A 17,190-nucleotide genomic window follows, 5' to 3' on the forward strand; every position below is an offset into this window, starting at 1 on the left:
ACCCCACCCCACACGAAGGAAAACCGTTGCGCCACCAAGAAAGAGACATCATGGACTTCCCCAAACCGGTCAGGATCGGCCACTTCAAGGAGGTGAACGTGCTGGCGGTGTACCGCTGGCACGTGGGGTCCGAGCAGCCCCCGACATCCCCGCCAGTCGACGTCTCGGTGCCCATTGTGGACGCCCTGTTCAGCGACGACCTGTGCTACTGCGGCGAATGCGTCCTCGTGGCGGTCGACATGCGGCCTTGTCCTGCCATCGAGGAGCGGGCAGGTATCGCCAGACAGCAGTTTCAGGAGCTGTACCCGGAGTTCAGCGTCCAAGCCGGATGGTTCGCCATGCCCGCCTACTTCACCGACAGGTGGAGGGCGAACGAGGTGGTCAACCGACTGACAGACCTGGCCTCGGAGGACTGAGTGGACCGGGGCGGGAGTGTGCGCACTCCCGCCCCACCCTGGAGTGGCGTCGTGGATCACTTTCAGTAGAACCATTCCTTGCATTACCGATAGAGTTAGTGATGTCAGAGGGACGGGATGGAACCCCGGACCTGACGCAGAACCGTTGCGCTGAAACGAAAGGATCTCCAATGACCACCAACGACAAGCCTGCCACCGAGACGACACGGGAGCAGAAGGCCAAGATCAAGCAGAAGGTGGCCGGCCTCCTGGCCAAGGCCGAGAGCACCGAGTTCCCCGCCGAGGCGCAGGAGCTCGCCGCGAAGGCCGCCGAGCTGATGGCCCGGTACAACCTGGACGCCGCGGCGGCCCGCGACGACAAGGGCGCCAGGCCGGAGCCGATCTCGACGGTCGACTTCACCGTGAGCGGCCAGGGGTGGCACGGCAAGGCGCGGTCCGCGCTGTACTGGGCCGTCGCCGAGGCGACCGGCTGCAAGGCCGTGCACATCAACAACAAGATGAACGGCGAGGACCGGCTGGTGACCGTGGTCGGCGCCGCCTCGACCATCGAGAGTCTGAAGATGCTCCTGCCCTCGATCCTGTTGCAGGCGGAGAACTCCGGCGCCAAGGCCACCAAGAAGCACATGACCGAGATCGGCCCCAGGATCGACACGGCCGCCAACAAGAACATCGAGCGCAGGACCTACTTCCGGTCCTACCTGGAGGGTTACGGCAAGGGCGTGGCCCAGAAGATCAGCGACACCCGCCAGGACATCGTGGAGGAGATGAAGGAGGACCCCAAGGCGATGATCCTGGTCAGGGACGAGGACCGGGTCAAGGCCGAGTTCGCCCGAAAGTTCCCGCAGACCAAGCTCCTGCCCGCTGACAAGAAGAACGCCGCCGGAAACGCCGCCGGTGTCCGCGACGGCCGACTGGCCGACACGGGCCAGACCAAGGTCAAGACCAAGGGCGCCAAGGTGATCGGCTAGGTGACCGGGGTGTCCCGACTCAGGTCGGGACACCCCGCTCGCGTCGTGGATCACCTTCCAGCCTCCATTCATTGCCGATAGAGTTAGTGATGTTCGGGAGATGGGACGGAACCCCACTACCGGACGGAAACCCGTTGCAGAGAAAGGCAAACGATGTCCACGCGCGACCGGACGTTCGATCTGGCCCTACCGCTCCCGCCGATGCGGGTCCCGCTGCCCCCCGACACCTACGACGCGATCGTGATCGACGGTGACATCTGCTCATCGGTCGTCATGGAGCCCGGCACGCTGTTCTTGCACATGCTGACCATGGTCGCCGACCCGGCCGCGACCTGCCTACAGGTCAACGACACCATCGGGTTCTGGGTCGGCAAAGACAGCGCGGATCACTTCGACCGCTCCCCGACTGCGAACTACGTGCTGGGACGGATGCTGTCGGATATCGCCGTCGGCCTCTACCCGGACACCGAGGAGTCCCGACTGGCGGCCGTGGACCGATTCGCTGGACCCGGCGTGCCCGCGCTACACGGCCCCTGCGTGATCACCGGAATGGGCCTGGACGAACGCGTTCTGGCTCCTTTGCCTGCGGTGTTCTGGGACTGGTTCGAGCCCATCCAAGAGGTGATGGACCAACTACGCGCCGGCCACCAGTTCGCTGGTTTCCTGCGAGACAACGAGATTCCCGTCCGCTCGATCGCCTCGATAACCATCCGGAGCGAATAACAGACCCGCGCCCCGGCTCGACAGAGCCGGGGCGCGCCCTGGGGGCGCACGGCGCGTGCTGCCCGCAACCCGTTGCGAGAACGAAAGGAACACCTGTGAACGACACCCTTCCCCCCGAGCTGGCCCGCCTGCTGGAGCGGATCAGCGACCTGTTCGGCCAGCCGGTCGACCCGTCACCGGACACCGCGACCTGGTCGACGGGCCGCCCGGAGGGCAGCGACCTGTCCGGCCGGTTCGCCGCTGTGGTCATCGGCGGTCCCCACGGGCTCATCACGCGAATGGCGTTGACCGAGGACAACGCCATGGACCGGATCAGGAACGCGGTCGGACAGACGACGGTGGCCCCGCTGGACCTGCTGCCCGGGGTCGGCATCTGGCGCGGTGTGGACGATGCGAGCGTGAGGTTGAACGTCCCCGCGATGCACACGATCACGAAGCTGGCACGAGACGTGGTCATCGGCGCCTACGCCGCCAGCGACAGGGACACGGCGCGAGTCCGGCGCGCGTTCGACGACGGCGCCGACATCCCCACCGTGCACGGCCCCTGCGTGGTGACCGGCCTCACCGTCGACGGCAAGCCCGCCCCGTTCGGCGAGCGCCTGGCCGCCTGGGTTGACGACTACATCGCCGAGCTGAACTACATGTCCGTCGGTACCCAGATCGCCCAACAGCTCCGCAGCGCCGGGGTCCCGTTGAGCGACATTCGTGGACTGACACTTGTGGTCACCGACTGACCTGACGGCAACGCCGCCCCGACCCCCGACCGGGGTCGGGGCGGCGGCCACAATGAGGTAGCCGACCAGCGCACGAAGGAGCCGACCGACCGTGATCCCCGCCGGACGCGCCGCCGTCGACCGACGCGGCATTGCCGCCCTTCATGGCCTGTCGGAGGCCACAGCGCAGAAGGTCCGCCCCTGGGCGCAGCCCGATCACCCCGCCCCGCTCAACTCCGGCCGCCCCCGACGCGGACACCCCCAACTCTGGGACGCCGACCAGGCCGCCGCCTACGCCGCCGGACGCCCCGTTCCCCCGCTTCCGCTCGGAGAAGACGACCGGGACCTGCTGAACCAGGACGAGGCCGCCAACGCCGCCAAGGTCCTTCCCGCAACCTGGGCTCGCTACCAATACACCGAGCGCACCCGCAGCGCCCCGCGCAACGACGGCCCCCTGATCCCGCCCCCGGACGAGATGGTGTGCGGGTCCCCGCACTGGTACCGCGCCACCGTCGACCAGTGCAGGAAGGAACGCGAGGCCCGCGCCAACACCGGCCACGGCGGCCGACCGGTGAACGCGGACATCGCCAACGCCGTAGCCCGGTTGGTGCGCGCGGCGCACGCCCGCGGCGAGCAAGTCAACATCGCCCAGACCGCCCGTGAGCTGGGTATCGCGGAGAACACCGCCCGCAAGCACGTCCTTCGGATAACCGCCAAAGACAATTAGAAGGTTGCGCCTGACCTGCGGCGAACGTAAAGTGATCAACAGTGGTGTCGTGTACCCACCGCACGACACCCTGACACGGTCGAGAACCCCGGGAGCCTGACGCCACGGCCCCGGGGTTCTCCCGTTCCCGCACCTCCCGTTCCGGCAGGGCCGGGGGTGGGGCGTGGGTGCCTGGTCGGGCAGCGACCGCCGCGCACGTCTTCCCCCGGACTGGCCACGGCGCCGCGCGTTGGTGCTGACTCGTGACCCGGTGTGCCGGTTGTGCGGGGTGTGGCCGTCGACCGAGGTCGACCACGTCATCGCGGGAGACGACCACGCGCTGTCCAACCTGCAAGGCGTGTGCGGCCCGTGCCACCGCGCCAAGAGTTCCAGCGAAGGCGGACGGGCAGCAGCTGCTGCACGACACCCCGCTCGCGTCCGGCCACGGGAACCCCATCCCGGTGAGCTGCCCCGGCCGACAGATCGACCCGACCGTCAACCCTGAACCGTCGACAGATCGGCCCGGGGCGGCCTCACCCCTCACGCCGGACCCAGGGGGCGATCCCCCCTCCCCCGCCACCGCCGGGCACCGGTTGGTCATAGCGACTCGCAGTCCGTACGAAACTCCCCGACCGCCGCACGCGGCGCCCAACTCGTCTCTCACCCGCGCTCACCTGGGAGAACGCATGTCCACAGCCCTGCCGCCAGCACGCGCGCCGCATCGCCGGAAGGGGGTGGTCGGCGATATCGACTTCACCCCCCAGCCCGCCGCGACCCTGCCCCGGCTCGACCAGCTCTCACCCATCACCCAGCGACGGCACGCCAGGGCCGCCGCACGCTGACCCGACGGTCGCGCTGCTGGTCGCGCCGTGCACACGAGCCGCCGCCGACCACGCGGTCACCCGCTGGCACTACAGCGCCAAGACACCGCGGGGCAAGCTCGCCTGCTTCGGCGTGTGGGAGCACGGCGTGTTCGTCGGCTCCATCGTCTACGGCCGTGGCGCCTCCAACCACCTGGGCCGGCCCTACGGCCTGGAGCAGCTGCAGGTTGCCGAGTTGGTGCGCGTCGCGCTCACCGACCACGCCGCCCCGGTCACCCAGATGATCGCCGCCACCCTGCGCCAACTGCGCGCCAGCTCACCGGGCCTGCGGCTGGTCGTGTCCTTCGCCGACACCACCCAGGGCCATCACGGCGGCATCTACCAGGCCGGGAACTGGCTCTACACCGGGACCACACCGCCGGACACGCTGTCCTACATCGTCCACGGCCGGGAGATCCACGGGCGGACCCTGCGCCACCTCGCGGTTGCCCGCGGCCCCGGCGAGACGGCGGAGGCGTTCGTGCGCCGGACCATCGACCCGCACGTTCGGTCGATCAAGACGCCCACGCTCAAGCACCGGTACCTCTACCCGCTCGACCGGGCCATGCGTCGGCAGCTCCGCGACCGCGCCCGCCCCTACCCACCCCGCTTGGAGGTGCCCCCTCGTGCCTGAGCGCCAGGTCCCCGGGTCGGCCGACGTGCTGACCAAACCCGACACCCACGTCTACCGCGAACGCCACGGGGTCGTGGTCACCTGCCGCGACGCGCGCCACCAGGAGCAGGTCTACGCCGAGCTGCGCGCGCTGGGCCTGCGGTGTCGGGTGGTGAGCGTCTGATGCGCATCAGCGTGCGCCACCAGGTTCCGGTGGCCGAGTCGTTCCGTGCCGCGAAGGTCCGGGGCCTGTTCAACGCCACCGACGAGCAGGCCACCCGCTTCGAGCTCGACGCCGAGCTGCCCATCGAGGACGACGGCTGGCGGATCGGGGTCGTGGTCGGCCCGTCCGGGTCCGGCAAGTCCAGCATCGGCCGGGCCTTGTGGGACGGGTCGGCGTTCTACACCGGCGACGACTGGCCTGACGACGCGCCGATCATCGACGCCATCGCACCCGGCGGCGACTTCGAGGCGGCCACCGCCGCGTTGAGCGCGGCCGGACTCGGGGACGTACCGGTGTGGCTGCGCCCGTACCGGGTGCTCTCGACCGGCCAACGCTTCCGCGCCGACCTCGCCCGGGTGCTCGCCGAGCGTCCCGAGCGCGTGGTGATCGATGAGTTCAGCTCCGTGGTCGACCGCCAGATCGCGCGCGTCGGGGCCGCGGCCTTCGCGAAGTCGTGGCGACGCGGCACCGGGCAGGCGGTCCTGCTGACCTGCCACCACGACGTGCTCGACTGGCTGGAACCGGACTGGGTCTACGACACCGGCACCGCCACGTTCACCAGGGGGTCGGTTCAATTCCGGCGACCCCGGATCGACGTGGACGTCCAGCTCGGCGGTTGGTCGCTTTGGCCGCGCTTCCGGGCACATCACTATCTAGACCTGCCCAAGATGGTCGCCGCCCGCGCCTACGTCGGGTTTGTCGACGGCGAACCGATCGCCCACGTCGGCATCACCACCAAGTCCCTGACCACCGGTCCCCACACCGACCGGATTGTGTCGGTGGAGGCCCGCGCGAGCCGCCTGGTCGTCATGCCCGAGTGGCAGGGCGCGGGCGTCGGCGTGCGGTTCCTCAACCACGTCGCCGAGCTGCAACGCACCGGCAGCGGCACCCTCCCGGGCCGACGGATGACGACCCTGTTCCATACCAGCCACCCCAACCTGGCCGCCGCGCTGCGCCGCGACGACCGTTGGCGGCAGATCACCGCCCGGTTGACCGGGCACAAGACCGGCCAGAGCGAACGCGACTGGCCCGACCGCGCGAAGTCGCTGCCGCGCACCGGCTACGGCGGCCACTTCCGCGCCGTGCAGGGGTTCCGCTACTACGGCTGAGGGGGTGCCGGATGCGCCTGTACTTGTCCGGCAAGGGCGGGTTCGCCGTCGCCGTCGCCGAGGCGATCACCAACCGCGGTCATGCCCTCGTCGGAATCGCCACCCCCGCCACCCGCCGCAACCACGCCGACGACGGCGACCCCCTGAACTGGGACCGGCTACGTGCGTGGGCCTACCCCCGCCGCGTGCCCTGGGTCGACGCCGGCCGACTGCGCGCCCACCGCGTTCCCGCCGACACCGACGTCATCCTCGCGGCCCACTCCCACGCGTTCATCGGCCGCGCCACCCGCGCCCGCGCCCGCGTCGCCGCGATCGGCTACCACCCCAGTCTGCTTCCCCTGCACCGTGGCCGCGACGCGATCCGCTGGACCATCCGTGACCGCGACAAGGTCACCGGCGGCAGCGTCTACCACCTCACCGAGCACACCGACGCCGGGCCGCTGGCCGCCCAGGAACACGTCCTGGTCCCACCGGGCAGCACCGCCACCACCCTGTGGCGCGACCACCTGGCCCCGCTCGGGGTGCGGCTGATCCTGCGGGTTCTCGATGACCTCGCCGCCGGTCGCCGCGTCGAGGTCCCCCAGGACGAGGCCCGCGCCACCTGGGAACCGTCGTGGTCACGGCCCCCGCTGGTGAAACCGGAACTCCCGCAACTGCCCGGCACGGCCTACGTCGAGACCCACCCGGACGCGCTGTATCGCGACTGACCGATCACACGGGACCGCCGGTCGGGGGGAGGCCCCGTCCTCTGGGGTCGATCATCACCGGCACCACGTCGCGGTACGGCCCATCGTCCAATTCGGCCGATCTCGGCGGCGCACCCCGCAAGGTCAAGACCCAGAAGTGATCGACGTCCACCGCGTCGTTGCACGCACGACACGAGATCCGCACCACCCCCTCGGCGTCACTCGCGTGCGCCGTGTAACCGACCTTGCTCAGCGAGTGGGTGCCCACCTTGCACGTCGCGGGAAGCACCGCGACCCGATACCCGGCGTTGGTGCGTCGATAGCGGACAGTCGTATCGGGCGGTCGGTCGTCGAACATGCCCGCACCCTAACCCGCCGTCGAACGTATGTTCTAGTCGAGCCTGCGTCCGGGGGTGAGCCGTGCCGCTGGCCGGACGCCCGCCGTCGGCGAACCCGCGCAACCGCAACGCCAAGACCTACGACTGGTCGACCGTCGAGGCCACCCCGTATGACGGTCCGTCGCCCGAGCTTCCCGCCAAGGGGGGACGTCAGCGTTGGCACCGGGAGACGAGGGCGTGGTGGGAGGCGGTGCGCCGTATGCCCCATTGTCGCCTGTGGACTGACACCGACTGGCGGTTCGCCATCGAGACCGCGGTACTGGTCGAGGCGTTCTGGCGTGATTCGCCGTCGGTGGCGGCCGAGCTGCGGTTGCGGTCGGCCAAGCTGGGCCTGACCCACGAGGACCGGCTCAAGCTGCGCATCCGCTACAGCACCCCCGACGACGGGGACCAGGTGCTCACCCAGGCCCCGGCCGATGTGACGCGGCTGGACGAGCGGCGCAAGAGGTTGGTCGACGGTGCCTCGTGAGCTGGTCCACGCCCACGGCCACGACCGGACCCGCTCACTGGGATGGCTTGCCACGGCGTGGATCGAGCACTGGTGCGTGCACGGCCCCGGCGACGTGCAAGGCGACCCGGTCGAGCTGGACGACGAGTTCGCCGGGTTCCTGGTCGACGCCTACGCGCTCGACGCGGACGGGCGTCGGCTCTACTCCCGGGCTGCGTTGGTGCGTCCCAAAGGCCGCTCCAAGTCCGAGCTGGCCGGTTTCGTCGGCCTGTTCGAGGCGCGCGGGCCGAGCCGCTTCGCCGGGTGGGCCACCGGCGGCGAGGTCTACCGGTGGCGGGACTTCGTCTACCACTACGCCCCTGGCGAGCCGATGGGCCGCCCGCTGGTCTACCCCTACATCCGGTGCCTGGCCACCGAGGAGACCCAGACCGGCAACACCTACGACGTCATCCACTTCAACCTCGAACAGGGACCGCTGGGGGAGGACCTCCCCCGTGACGCGGTCGGCCTGACCCGCGTCCTGCTCCCCGAGGGTGGGGAGATCGTCCCGTCCACCGCCAGCTCGTCGTCCAAGGACGGCGGCAAGGAGTCGCTGGCGATCTACGACGAACCGCACCTGTACGTGACGCCGGAGCTGCGTCGGATGTTCAAGACGGTGGACCGCAACCTGCGCAAGCGGCGCCGGGCAGAGCCGTGGGCGCTGCTGACGTCCACGATGTACCAGCCTGGGGAGGACTCCGTCCTGGAGGCGGTCGACCGCCAGGCCCAGGCCATCCGCGAGGGCCGAACCCGCGCGGCCCGGCTGCTGTGGGATCACCGCCAGGCCCCCGCCGGGGTCGACCTGACCGACCTCGACGCCGTGGTCACCGCGCTGGCCGAGGCATACGGGCCTGCGGCGGCGTGGATGGACTTGCCCGGGATCGTCCACAACGAGTTCTGGGACTTGACCAAGGACCCCGATGACGCCCGCCGGTACTTCTTCAATCAACGCACCGCGTCGGCGACCGCGTGGGTCACCGCGCTGCAATACGACGGCGGCACCGTGCCCGACCTGCCGCCGCTGTCGGACGGTGACGAGGCGGTGCTGTTCTTCGACGGCTCGGCCGGGGACGACGCGACCGCGTTGTTGGCCGTCGCGATGGACGACGGCCGCCCCGAGCTGCTGCACCTGCAAGAGCGCCCGCCCGGAGCCGCGGGCAAGACGTGGCGAGTGGACAAGGCCGCGGCCGACCTCGCCGTGCGCCGGGCGTTCGAGCGGTTCGACGTGCTCGGTTTCGCCGCCGACGTGCGCGAGTTCGAGAACTACATCGACACGTGGGCACTGGAGTTCCGCGACCGGCTGGTGATCGAGTCCACCACCGGTCGACACCGCCACGCCGTCGCCTGGGACATGCGGGGCCGGGTCGCGGAGTTCACCAACGCCGCCGAACGCACCCGCGCCGACATCCGCGCGCACGAGCTGCCCCTCGGCGGGGACCTGCGCCTGCGCCGACACGTCCTCAACGCGCGCGCCGCCCCCAACCGCTACGGGGTCAGCATCGCCAAACCCAGCCGCGACAGTCCACACAAGATCGACGCGGCCGTCTGCCTCGTCGGCGCCCGCATGGTCCGCCGCTGGGTGCTGGCATCGGAGAAGTACCAACGCCGCCACCGCAACCGAGACCGCCGCGTGGTCGTCCTGCGCTGAACCACAGGACGGAGGTGGCGCCCCGTGCCCGACACCGATCTCGCCGTTCTGCACCACCTCCGCCAACGGCTGTCCACGCACTCCTCATGGCTACGGCGGTCGGACGCCTACTACGACGGCGTTCAACGACTCGCCGCGCTCGGTCTGGGTCTGCCGCCGGAGATGCGCCGCTTGCAGGTGATCGTCAACTGGCCCCGCCTCGTTGTCGACAGCCTGGAGGAGCGACTGGACCTCGAAGGGTTCCGGCTGGCGGGCGCGGCCGAGACCGACGAACGGCTGTGGTCGTGGTGGCAGGCGAACAACCTCGATGACGAGTCCGGCCTGGCCCATCTGGAAGCGCTGATCACCGGCCGCGCCTACATCACCGTCGGCCCGGGGGACGACGGCTCGGACACGCCGGTCATCACCCCCGAGTCGGCCCGCTCGATGATCACCGACGTCGACCCCCGTACCCGCGCCGTGCGCTCGGCGCTGCGGCTCTACACCTCCCGGTACGGCGGCGAGCTGGCCGCGACCTTGTACCTGCCCGACCGCACGGTGTTCTACGAGCGTGGCCGGTCCGGGTGGAAGGTCACCGACACCATCGCCCACAAGCTCGGCGTCGTGCCGGTCGTGCCGATCATCAACCGATCGCGGATCTCCGACCGGCACGGCCGCTCGGAGATGGCCGACGTGATCGGCCTGACCGACGCCGCGTGCCGGACGCTGACCAACCTGCAAGGCGCGCAAGAGCTGTTGGCGGTGCCTCAGCGCTACGTCCTGGGCGCTACCCGCGCCGACTTCGTCAACGAGGCGGGCGAGCCGATCCCCGCCTGGGAGGCGTACATCGGGCGGATTCTGGCCCTGGGCAACGAAGACGCCAAGGTCGGACAGTTCAGCTCGGCCGACTTGCGCAACTTCACCGAGGTCATCAACGCCTACGCGCGCATCGTCGCCGCGCTGTCGGGGATGCCGCCGCACTTCCTGGGCCTGTCCACCGACAACCCGGCCAGCGCCGACGCCATTCGCAGCGCCGAGACGCGATTGGTCAAGCGCGCCGAGCGCCGGGCCCGCGCGTTCGGGGCGGCATGGGAACAGGCGATGCGGCTGGGGATGCTCATCACCGACGGCACCGTGCCCAGCCGGGCCGCGCGGCTTGAATCCATCTGGCGCGACCCCGCCACCCCCACCTACGCGGCCAAGGCGGACGCGGTGGCCAAGCTGGTCGCCGCCGGAATCCTGCCTGTGTCGGTGGCCTGGGAGGAACTGGGCTACAGCGCCGAACGACGCCGCCAACTCGCCGCCGCGTCCGGGGACGACCCGCTGGTACGGCTGCTCGACACGGTCGGCGCCGGGCGCCTCACCGATCCGCAGGTGCCCGCGGTCCCGGGCGGTGAGCGCCGCTGAACCTGACCGCCTACCGACAGGCCCAGGACCGGGTGGCCGCGCCGGTCGTGGCCGCCACCGTGTCCACCCTGCGCGGGCTGGCGGGCCGACCGGTCACCCCGTCCGGGTGGCGGCTGCTGCTGGACGTGTTGTTCCCGGTCGTCCTCCAGGGCCGCAACGCCACCGCCGAGCTCGCGGCACGGTTCTACATCGAGCAGCGTCCGGCCCTGGACCGACCCGCGCCGCCGCTGGACCCGCCTTCCTATCAGCGGGCCGCGCTCGACCGGGCCGTTGCCCGCACCGCCCGCACCCGTCTGCGTGATCGCGCCAGCTCACGGGCCGCGATCAGCGACACCGCCGCCGTGGTGACCCGCCACGTCATGCAGGCCGGGCGCGACGTCCTCGTCACCGCCGCCCAGACCGACCGGGTCCGGTGGGCCAGGGTGCCCACCGGCCGCGAGACCTGCGCGTTCTGCTGGCTGCTCGCCTCCCGCGGTCCGGTCTACCGGTCCGCCGACATGACCCGCTGGCACGACCGGTGCGACTGCCTGGTCGTGCCGGTGCACAACCCCGACGACTGGGAAGGGCGCGCCACCTTCCTTGCCGCACAACGACTCTGGCGCGACTCCACCGAGGGCAAGTCCGGTCGCGACGCGCTGAACGCGTTCCGCCGCGCCCTCACCCGCTCACCCGATCCCACCGCGACCTAGACGGTTCACCCCTTGTCCCGCGCTGGCCAGGCCCAGGTGGTCCCGGCTGGTGCACCCATGCCCCAGGAGGGCCAGCCGTGACCATCACCGAACCCACCAACCCCGCTGAGCCGACCGAACCGGCGCCGACCGGCGACACCGACAACGGCACCACGTCGGCGGCCGGGTCGCTCGACGAGCTGCCCGAGTGGGCACAGAACGAGATCCGCCGCGCCCGCACCGAGGCGGGCCGCTATCGGCGCGAGCGCAACGCCGCCCAGCAGGCCCTGACCGCCCGCGACACCACCACGGCCGATCCGGACCAGGCCGCCGAGGTCGAGCGACTCAACACCCAGCTCGGCGCGGCCCAACGCGACGCCGCCCGCCTGCGCGCGGCCATCGCCACCGGGGTCCCCGCGGACTACGTCGCCGACTTCGCCGCGCGCCTGGTCGGCGACACCGACGAGGAACTGGCGGCCGACGCCACGCGGCTGCGCGAACTGCTCGGTCTCCCGGACCCCGACCGCAAGCGCCCCGACCCCACCCAGGGCGCGGGCCTCGACAGCGCCACCACCGCCAGCACCCCCGCCGAAGCGTTCGCGGCGTTCGTGCAGGACCGCCTCAACTGACCCCTTTGGAGTGATCCCCGATACCGCCCGTCACCCTGGCCAACCTCCCCGAGCAGCTTCTGCCGCGTGAGGTCACGGCCCCGATCTTTGAACGTGCCCAGCAGCGCAGTGTCGTCATGCGCCTGGCCGGAACCGTCCCGGTCGACCTGGGAGAGAACTCCGTCCCCACCACCACCCAGCGCCCCGAGGTCGGCGTGGTCGGCGAGGGAGAGGCCAAGCCGGTGTCCAACACCGGATACGCCGTGAAGGTCTTCAAGCCGGTCAAGCTCGCGACCATCGTCGTGGTCAGCGAGGAGTTCGCCCGCAAGAACGTGGGCGGCACCTACACCCAGATCACCGACGACCTCGCCTTCGCCATCGCCCGGGGCGCGGACCTGCTGACCATGCACGGCCGCTCCCCGCTGACCGGCGCGCTGGTCGAAGGCAAGCAGTACATCAACCAGACCAGCAACCGCGTCGTCCTCGGCTCCACACCGCAGGAAGAGGGCGGCATCGCCGGGGACCTGGTCGCCGGGTACGAGCTGGTCGTCAACGACGACACGACCGACGACTTCACCGGGTTCGCCGCGGATCTGCGGCTCAAGCCCCGGCTGATCGGCGCGACCGACCGACTCGGCCGCCCGCTGCTCCAGACCACGACCAACCTCGCCGACGGCATGGACGTCATCCTGGGCCTGCCCGCCGGATACGCCCGCTCCGTGTCGGGCCGTATCGGTGCCAGCGTCGACACCGGTGTCCGCGCGTTCGGCGGCGACTGGAACCAGATCCGCTACGGGTTCGCCGACGAGATGAGCATCCGGGTCAGCACCGAGGCCACGGTCATGATCGACGGCCAGCTCGTGTCGCTGTGGCAGCACAACCTGGTCGGCCTGCTCGTGGAAGCCACCTTCGGGTGGGTCCTGGGCAACGTCGATTCCTTCGCCGCCTACGAGGTCGCCGGAAGCTGAGGGGAGCCGACACCGTGCGCGTGGTCGCGCTCATCCACTTCTACCTCCCGGCACACCGGGCCGGGTCGGAAACCATGCTGCACGCCTTGCTCCGTGCCCTGGTCGACGCCGGGCACGACGCGCACGTCGTGGTCACCTCCCAACCCGAGGGCGACGACGAGTACACAGTGGACGGCGTCCGGGTGCACCGGGCGGGCGCGGGTGAGCGCACCGTGCCCCGCCTGGTCGCCTCCCTGGACCCGGACGTGCTGCTCACCCACCACCAGGAGACCCCGCACGCCTCCAAGCTCGGCCGCGACCTGGGGGTACCGGTCGTGCACGTGGTGCACAACAACATGCACCACACCACCCTGTGGCTGCACAAGCGGCCCGACCTGGTCGTGTTCAACACCTGGTGGATCCGCCGCTACTACGCGACCCGGCACCGGGGCCTGCGCTCGGTCGTCGTGCACCCCCCGGTGTGGGACGAGCAGCACGCAGCCACCCCCGGTGACCGGGTCACCCTGGTCAACCTCAACCGCGACAAGGGCGGCCTGCACTTCTACGAACTGGCCCGCCGGATGCCCGACGTGGACTTCCTCGGCGTCGTCGGCGGACACGGCGCACAGGTCATCGACTGGAGCGTGCCGAACCTGGAGATCCAGCCGCAGACCCCGGACATGCCCGGCGACGTGTGGTCCAGGACCCGGGTGCTGCTCATGCCCTCGATCTACGAGTCGTTCGGCATGGTCGCCGTCGAGGCCGCGCACTCCGGCATCCCCACCATCGCCCACCCCACCCCCGGCCTGCTCGAATCCCTGTCCTACGCCGGGACGTTCATCGACCGCGACGACACCGACACCTGGGTCCGCACCATCCGGTCCGTGCTCGAGTCCGACACCTGGGGGCCGCTCTCGGCGGTGGCCCGCCGCCGTGCCGTCGAGCTGGACCCCCGCGTCGAGCTGGCGGCGTTCGTCGCCGAGCTCGAATCCCTGCACACCGACCACCAGAGGCGTTGACCCATGGAGCTGATCAACACCGTGGGCACCCGCGTCCACGTCCGCGACGACGTCGCCGCCCGCCTCATCGCCGCCGGATACCGCGTGCCCGCCGACTCCGCACCCGCGACACCGGCCCGGCGAGCGACCACCCGCGCCAAGCGCACCCGGGACCGCGGGCAGTGACCTACGCCAACCCCGACGACGTCCGCGCCCGGCTCGGCCGCCCGCTCACCGATCCCGAACGAGAGCTGGCGGCCGTGCTGCTCGGCGACGCCGAGACCAAGATCCGTGCCCACCTGCCCGACCTGGACGCCCGAGTCACCACCGGCCGTATCCACCGCGACGTGGTCGTCATGATCGAGGCCGACGCCGTCGCCCGCGTCCTGCGCAACCCCGGCGGCTACACCAGCGAAACCGCCGGGGACTACTCCTACACCGTCGATGCCCGCGCCGCCGCCGGATACCTGACCATCCCCGACACCGACTGGCGCGACCTCGGCGTCAACCCCGACGGCGGCCCTTTCACCATCACCCCCGCGATCACCCTGCCCACCTGGCCCAGGCCCTGGGAGGCGGGCCGCTGGTGAGCCTGCTCGACCACGGCCCCGACCAGGTCGTCATCCACCCCTCGGTCTGGGCAGCCGACGACGACGGCAACCACGCCTGGCGACCCGGCCCGACCGGGATCACGGTCACCGCCCGCGTACAGCCGATCAGCTCGGCCGAACTGGTCGTCAACGGCCAAGCCATCGTCACCCTCGCCCGCGTCATCGCCCGCGACGCACCCGCCGGTCCCTGGGATCGGGTCGAGTGGGACGACCGCACGTGGGACGTGATCGGCGAACCCGAGCACCGCGGCGACAGCCCCGCCACCCGCCACACCACCATCGTCATCCGCGCCCGGGGGGTGAACCGTGGCTGAGGTCCACCGCCGAGCCGCCGACATCGTCGCCCACCTGCCCGAGGTCCGCGCCGCCGTCCGCGACGCCGCCGACCAGGTCGCTCAACGCGCCCGCGCCACCCTCGCCGCACACCGCGACACCGGCACCGCCGCCATCGAGACCACCCGAGGCCGCACCGACACCACCGTGTCCCTGGTAGACGACGCCGCACTGTCCATCGAGTACGGCCACCACGCCCCCGATGGGACACCGATCCGCGGGCTACGCGTCCTGCGCGACGCCGCCGACCTCTAGCAAGGGGGCGACGAGCATGGCCCGCCTGCTGCCCTACGTCGACGGCCTGGTCCTGTTCCTGCTGCGGGCCGCGCTACCGACGTCGGTCACAGTCGAATCGGAGCTGTCCGAGCCACTGCGTCGCGCGCCCTACGTGTTCATCGACGTCGTCGGCGGCGACGAGCTCCACGCGGCGCAACTCGGTGTCCCCGTGGTCGAGGTCGACTGTTACACGCGCGGCTCCAAACGGGCCGCCGCCGACCTGGCCGAGGCCGTTCGGGCCGCGCTCTACACCGCCTGGTTCGAGCAGACCGTGACCCCGTTCGGGCACCTGGCCTCGTTCCGGACCGTGTCCTACCCACGCGCGCTGCGCCTCACCGGCCAGCCTGCGGAGATCCATCGTTACACCGGGACCTACGCCCTGGGCGTCCGTCCCCCTCGCGCCTAACCAGCGGCGCGCTTTCCCCCAATTCGCAAGGCGACTTGCGGGGAAGGCGCACGTGGGTCGCCACGTCCCTGTGGAGACCTGTTCTTGGCGCTCAACGACTCCGCTGTCCTGATCCCCGGCACCGGTCGCGTCTACCTCGCGGCCCCCGGCCAGGCAGCCCCGCCCGATCCACGCAACCCGGTCGATCCCTGGTCGGTGGTCGGGCACACCTCCCGTGATGACGGACTCACGATCACCCGCGACAACGGCGACTCCGAGGTGAAAGGCACCTGGGAGAACCCGGCACTGCGCGAGCGACGCGACCCCGCCACCTGGGCCATCACCTTCCAACTGCACCAGCTCGATAACAACACCATGGAACTGTTCTTCGGCGCGGGCGACGTGGACACCCCCGGTGTGTTCGGCGTCCAGGGCTCGGCGCCCCCGGTGGAGCGCGCGCTGTTCGTGCGCATGATCGACGGCTCGGCCGAGGCCGGGCTGTACGTGCCCCGGGTGTCGGTCGGCTCCGATGACGACATCTCCGTCGACGTGGAGAACTTCCTGGCGTTCCCCGTGCGCGCCCAAGTCCTCCAGGTCACCGGCTCCAACGTCATGGAGTGGTACGCCGCCGGTCTCGGCAAGCCCGCCTGATCACCTCTTTCCCTGTCATGTAAGGAGATTCGTTCGTGTCCACTGTGATCGGGCTCGACCAGATCCGCGCCGAGACCCACCGCAGCATTCAGGACCTGACCGTGGGCCTGGCAGGCGGCAAGGCCGTGTGCCTGCGCAACGCGCTGCGCCTGTCGAAGAAGGACCGCGACGCCCTCAAGTCGCTGGGCGAGCGGATCGCCGCCGTCGCCGAGGCCGGGGACGACGAGGACGAGCTGGTCGCCGCGCTCGCCGACGTGGTGCTCCTGGTCGCCGAGTCCAAGCCGACCGGCCGCGCGCTGCTCTCGGAGATCGGCGGCGATCTGCTGACGCTGACCGGGTTGTTCCGCAAGTACCAGGAGGTGTGCCAGCTCCCGGAAGCCTCGGGCTCGACCAGCTAGCCGACAAGGTCGGCGGGGCCACCCTGTACGCCGACCTGCGGCGCTACTACGGGGTCGACCTCGCCGACTTGTGGCACGGCACCCTGACCGCGCGTCGGGTGCTGTGGCTGATCGAGCACCTTCCCGAGGACTCCGCCACCGTCGCCGCGCTCCGCGGTGGCCCCCAACACCGGGCGTGGACCACCGCCGCGCACCTGCTCGCGACTGTGGCCGACGCCGTGCAGCTCGGCACCTGGACCACCATCGCCGCCCACGCACGCCGCCGCCCCACCCCACCCAAACCGCTGCCCCGCCCGAGCTTGCCGCGCAGGCAGGCGGCGCGGGTGGTGACCGTGGCCGAGATCGCCGCCCGACAGCAGAACGGCACAGCATGATCAGG

27 protein-coding genes are annotated in these 17,190 nt (G+C 70.9%); 26 read left to right on the top strand and 1 reads right to left on the bottom strand.

The genetic code is table 11. The features are described 5' to 3' along the window. The first annotated feature begins 50 nt into the window (after positions 1-50). From JOD54_RS07300 to JOD54_RS07350, 11 genes are all read left to right on the top strand, one after another. A complete protein-coding gene (locus JOD54_RS07300) occupies positions 51-416 on the top strand; it encodes a hypothetical protein (RefSeq protein ID WP_204449803.1) in 366 nt (121 codons plus the stop codon). Positions 417-586: 170 nt separating this feature from the next. Then, on the top strand, positions 587-1,384 hold the full coding sequence (locus JOD54_RS07305; protein ID WP_204449804.1) for a DUF2786 domain-containing protein: 798 nt from the start codon (positions 587-589) through the stop codon (positions 1,382-1,384). Between the two features lie 153 nt (positions 1,385-1,537). Further along, entirely contained in the window at positions 1,538-2,107 is a 570-nt protein-coding gene (locus JOD54_RS07310) for a hypothetical protein (RefSeq protein ID WP_204449805.1), read from the top strand. Positions 2,108-2,202: 95 nt separating this feature from the next. Next, complete coding sequence (locus tag JOD54_RS07315) at positions 2,203-2,841, top strand: hypothetical protein (protein WP_204449806.1); 639 nt, start codon at positions 2,203-2,205, stop codon at positions 2,839-2,841. Between the two features lie 91 nt (positions 2,842-2,932). Further along, entirely contained in the window at positions 2,933-3,547 is a 615-nt protein-coding gene (locus tag JOD54_RS07320; protein WP_204449807.1) for a hypothetical protein, read from the top strand. A gap of 250 nt (positions 3,548-3,797) precedes the next feature. Then, positions 3,798-4,031 (top strand): HNH endonuclease, encoded by a 234-nt coding sequence (locus JOD54_RS07325; RefSeq protein WP_372440393.1) that lies wholly within the window; start codon positions 3,798-3,800, stop codon positions 4,029-4,031. 181 nt (positions 4,032-4,212) lie between these two features. Continuing rightward, on the top strand, positions 4,213-4,368 hold the full coding sequence (locus JOD54_RS07330) for a hypothetical protein (protein WP_204449809.1): 156 nt from the start codon (positions 4,213-4,215) through the stop codon (positions 4,366-4,368). A gap of 16 nt (positions 4,369-4,384) precedes the next feature. After that, positions 4,385-5,020, top strand: a complete 636-nt coding sequence (locus JOD54_RS07335; protein WP_443602185.1) for a Mom family adenine methylcarbamoylation protein — start codon at positions 4,385-4,387, stop codon at positions 5,018-5,020. Continuing rightward, complete coding sequence (locus JOD54_RS07340) at positions 5,013-5,183, top strand: hypothetical protein (RefSeq protein WP_204449811.1); 171 nt, start codon at positions 5,013-5,015, stop codon at positions 5,181-5,183. Before JOD54_RS07335 ends, JOD54_RS07340 begins: the two co-directional genes overlap by 8 nt. After that, entirely contained in the window at positions 5,183-6,331 is a 1,149-nt protein-coding gene (locus JOD54_RS07345) for an ABC transporter ATP-binding protein (protein WP_204449812.1), read from the top strand. Before JOD54_RS07340 ends, JOD54_RS07345 begins: the two co-directional genes overlap by 1 nt. An 11-nt stretch (positions 6,332-6,342) precedes the next feature. Next, positions 6,343-7,038: a formyltransferase family protein gene (locus JOD54_RS07350; protein WP_204449813.1), complete on the top strand. Its 696-nt coding sequence runs from the start codon at positions 6,343-6,345 to the stop codon at positions 7,036-7,038. A 4-nt stretch (positions 7,039-7,042) separates the two neighbouring features. On the opposite strand, the gene JOD54_RS07355 is transcribed toward JOD54_RS07350, so the two are convergent. Further along, entirely contained in the window at positions 7,043-7,375 is a 333-nt protein-coding gene (locus JOD54_RS07355) for a hypothetical protein (RefSeq protein ID WP_204449814.1), read from the bottom strand. A 62-nt stretch (positions 7,376-7,437) separates the two neighbouring features. Between JOD54_RS07355 and JOD54_RS07360 the strand changes: the two genes are divergently transcribed. From JOD54_RS07360 to JOD54_RS07430, 15 genes are all read left to right on the top strand, one after another. Beyond that, positions 7,438-7,884 carry a phage terminase small subunit gene (locus JOD54_RS07360; protein WP_204449815.1) on the top strand — a complete coding sequence of 149 codons (447 nt, stop codon included), beginning with the start codon at positions 7,438-7,440 and terminating at the stop codon, positions 7,882-7,884. Continuing rightward, positions 7,874-9,550 (top strand): terminase large subunit domain-containing protein, encoded by a 1,677-nt coding sequence (locus JOD54_RS07365; protein WP_204449816.1) that lies wholly within the window; start codon positions 7,874-7,876, stop codon positions 9,548-9,550. The genes JOD54_RS07360 and JOD54_RS07365 overlap by 11 nt, the downstream gene beginning before the upstream one ends. A gap of 24 nt (positions 9,551-9,574) precedes the next feature. Beyond that, a complete protein-coding gene (locus tag JOD54_RS07370; RefSeq protein ID WP_204449817.1) occupies positions 9,575-10,936 on the top strand; it encodes a phage portal protein in 1,362 nt (453 codons plus the stop codon). A gap of 2 nt (positions 10,937-10,938) precedes the next feature. After that, on the top strand, positions 10,939-11,625 hold the full coding sequence (locus JOD54_RS07375; RefSeq protein WP_443602187.1) for a VG15 protein: 687 nt from the start codon (positions 10,939-10,941) through the stop codon (positions 11,623-11,625). A 77-nt stretch (positions 11,626-11,702) separates the two neighbouring features. Then, positions 11,703-12,233: a hypothetical protein gene (locus tag JOD54_RS07380; protein ID WP_121393491.1), complete on the top strand. Its 531-nt coding sequence runs from the start codon at positions 11,703-11,705 to the stop codon at positions 12,231-12,233. Positions 12,234-12,292: 59 nt separating this feature from the next. Then, on the top strand, positions 12,293-13,180 hold the full coding sequence (locus JOD54_RS07385; RefSeq protein WP_275592743.1) for a phage major capsid protein: 888 nt from the start codon (positions 12,293-12,295) through the stop codon (positions 13,178-13,180). A gap of 14 nt (positions 13,181-13,194) precedes the next feature. Continuing rightward, positions 13,195-14,178 (top strand): glycosyltransferase family 4 protein, encoded by a 984-nt coding sequence (locus JOD54_RS07390; protein ID WP_204449819.1) that lies wholly within the window; start codon positions 13,195-13,197, stop codon positions 14,176-14,178. Positions 14,179-14,181: 3 nt separating this feature from the next. Then, positions 14,182-14,343: a DUF7302 family protein gene (locus JOD54_RS07395; RefSeq protein WP_170224581.1), complete on the top strand. Its 162-nt coding sequence runs from the start codon at positions 14,182-14,184 to the stop codon at positions 14,341-14,343. After that, positions 14,340-14,747 carry a Gp19/Gp15/Gp42 family protein gene (locus JOD54_RS07400; RefSeq protein WP_170224580.1) on the top strand — a complete coding sequence of 136 codons (408 nt, stop codon included), beginning with the start codon at positions 14,340-14,342 and terminating at the stop codon, positions 14,745-14,747. The genes JOD54_RS07395 and JOD54_RS07400 overlap by 4 nt, the downstream gene beginning before the upstream one ends. Then, positions 14,744-15,082, top strand: coding sequence for a hypothetical protein (locus tag JOD54_RS07405; protein ID WP_121393488.1), 339 nt, complete (start codon positions 14,744-14,746; stop codon positions 15,080-15,082). Before JOD54_RS07400 ends, JOD54_RS07405 begins: the two co-directional genes overlap by 4 nt. Beyond that, entirely contained in the window at positions 15,075-15,356 is a 282-nt protein-coding gene (locus JOD54_RS07410; RefSeq protein ID WP_170224579.1) for a DUF5403 family protein, read from the top strand. Before JOD54_RS07405 ends, JOD54_RS07410 begins: the two co-directional genes overlap by 8 nt. Continuing rightward, positions 15,304-15,783 (top strand): phage tail termination protein, encoded by a 480-nt coding sequence (locus JOD54_RS07415; protein WP_204449820.1) that lies wholly within the window; start codon positions 15,304-15,306, stop codon positions 15,781-15,783. The genes JOD54_RS07410 and JOD54_RS07415 overlap by 53 nt, the downstream gene beginning before the upstream one ends. A gap of 84 nt (positions 15,784-15,867) precedes the next feature. Further along, positions 15,868-16,413, top strand: a complete 546-nt coding sequence (locus JOD54_RS07420; protein ID WP_204449821.1) for a phage tail tube protein — start codon at positions 15,868-15,870, stop codon at positions 16,411-16,413. A gap of 35 nt (positions 16,414-16,448) precedes the next feature. Further along, positions 16,449-16,811: a phage tail assembly protein gene (locus tag JOD54_RS07425; protein WP_121393484.1), complete on the top strand. Its 363-nt coding sequence runs from the start codon at positions 16,449-16,451 to the stop codon at positions 16,809-16,811. Next, complete coding sequence (locus JOD54_RS07430) at positions 16,775-17,185, top strand: hypothetical protein (protein ID WP_204449822.1); 411 nt, start codon at positions 16,775-16,777, stop codon at positions 17,183-17,185. The genes JOD54_RS07425 and JOD54_RS07430 overlap by 37 nt, the downstream gene beginning before the upstream one ends. Positions 17,186-17,190: the final 5 nt, after the last annotated feature.

This window comes from Actinokineospora baliensis (assembly GCF_016907695.1).
Lineage (GTDB): Bacteria > Actinomycetota > Actinomycetes > Mycobacteriales > Pseudonocardiaceae > Actinokineospora > Actinokineospora baliensis.

What these genes read in the sequence shown, in the direction of transcription:
- JOD54_RS07330 (WP_204449809.1), top strand. Translation starts at nt 4,213, where the DNA reads ATGTCCACAGCCCTGCCGCCAGCACGCGCGCCGCATCGCCGGAAGGGG.
- JOD54_RS07310 (WP_204449805.1), top strand. Translation starts at nt 1,538, where the DNA reads ATGTCCACGCGCGACCGGACGTTCGATCTGGCCCTACCGCTCCCGCCG.
- JOD54_RS07395 (WP_170224581.1), top strand. Translation starts at nt 14,182, where the DNA reads ATGGAGCTGATCAACACCGTGGGCACCCGCGTCCACGTCCGCGACGAC.
- JOD54_RS07355 (WP_204449814.1), bottom strand. Translation starts at nt 7,375, where the DNA reads ATGTTCGACGACCGACCGCCCGATACGACTGTCCGCTATCGACGCACC.
- JOD54_RS07300 (WP_204449803.1), top strand. Translation starts at nt 51, where the DNA reads ATGGACTTCCCCAAACCGGTCAGGATCGGCCACTTCAAGGAGGTGAAC.
- JOD54_RS07350 (WP_204449813.1), top strand. Translation starts at nt 6,343, where the DNA reads ATGCGCCTGTACTTGTCCGGCAAGGGCGGGTTCGCCGTCGCCGTCGCC.
- JOD54_RS07415 (WP_204449820.1), top strand. Translation starts at nt 15,304, where the DNA reads ATGGGACACCGATCCGCGGGCTACGCGTCCTGCGCGACGCCGCCGACC.
- JOD54_RS07305 (WP_204449804.1), top strand. Translation starts at nt 587, where the DNA reads ATGACCACCAACGACAAGCCTGCCACCGAGACGACACGGGAGCAGAAG.
- JOD54_RS07345 (WP_204449812.1), top strand. Translation starts at nt 5,183, where the DNA reads ATGCGCATCAGCGTGCGCCACCAGGTTCCGGTGGCCGAGTCGTTCCGT.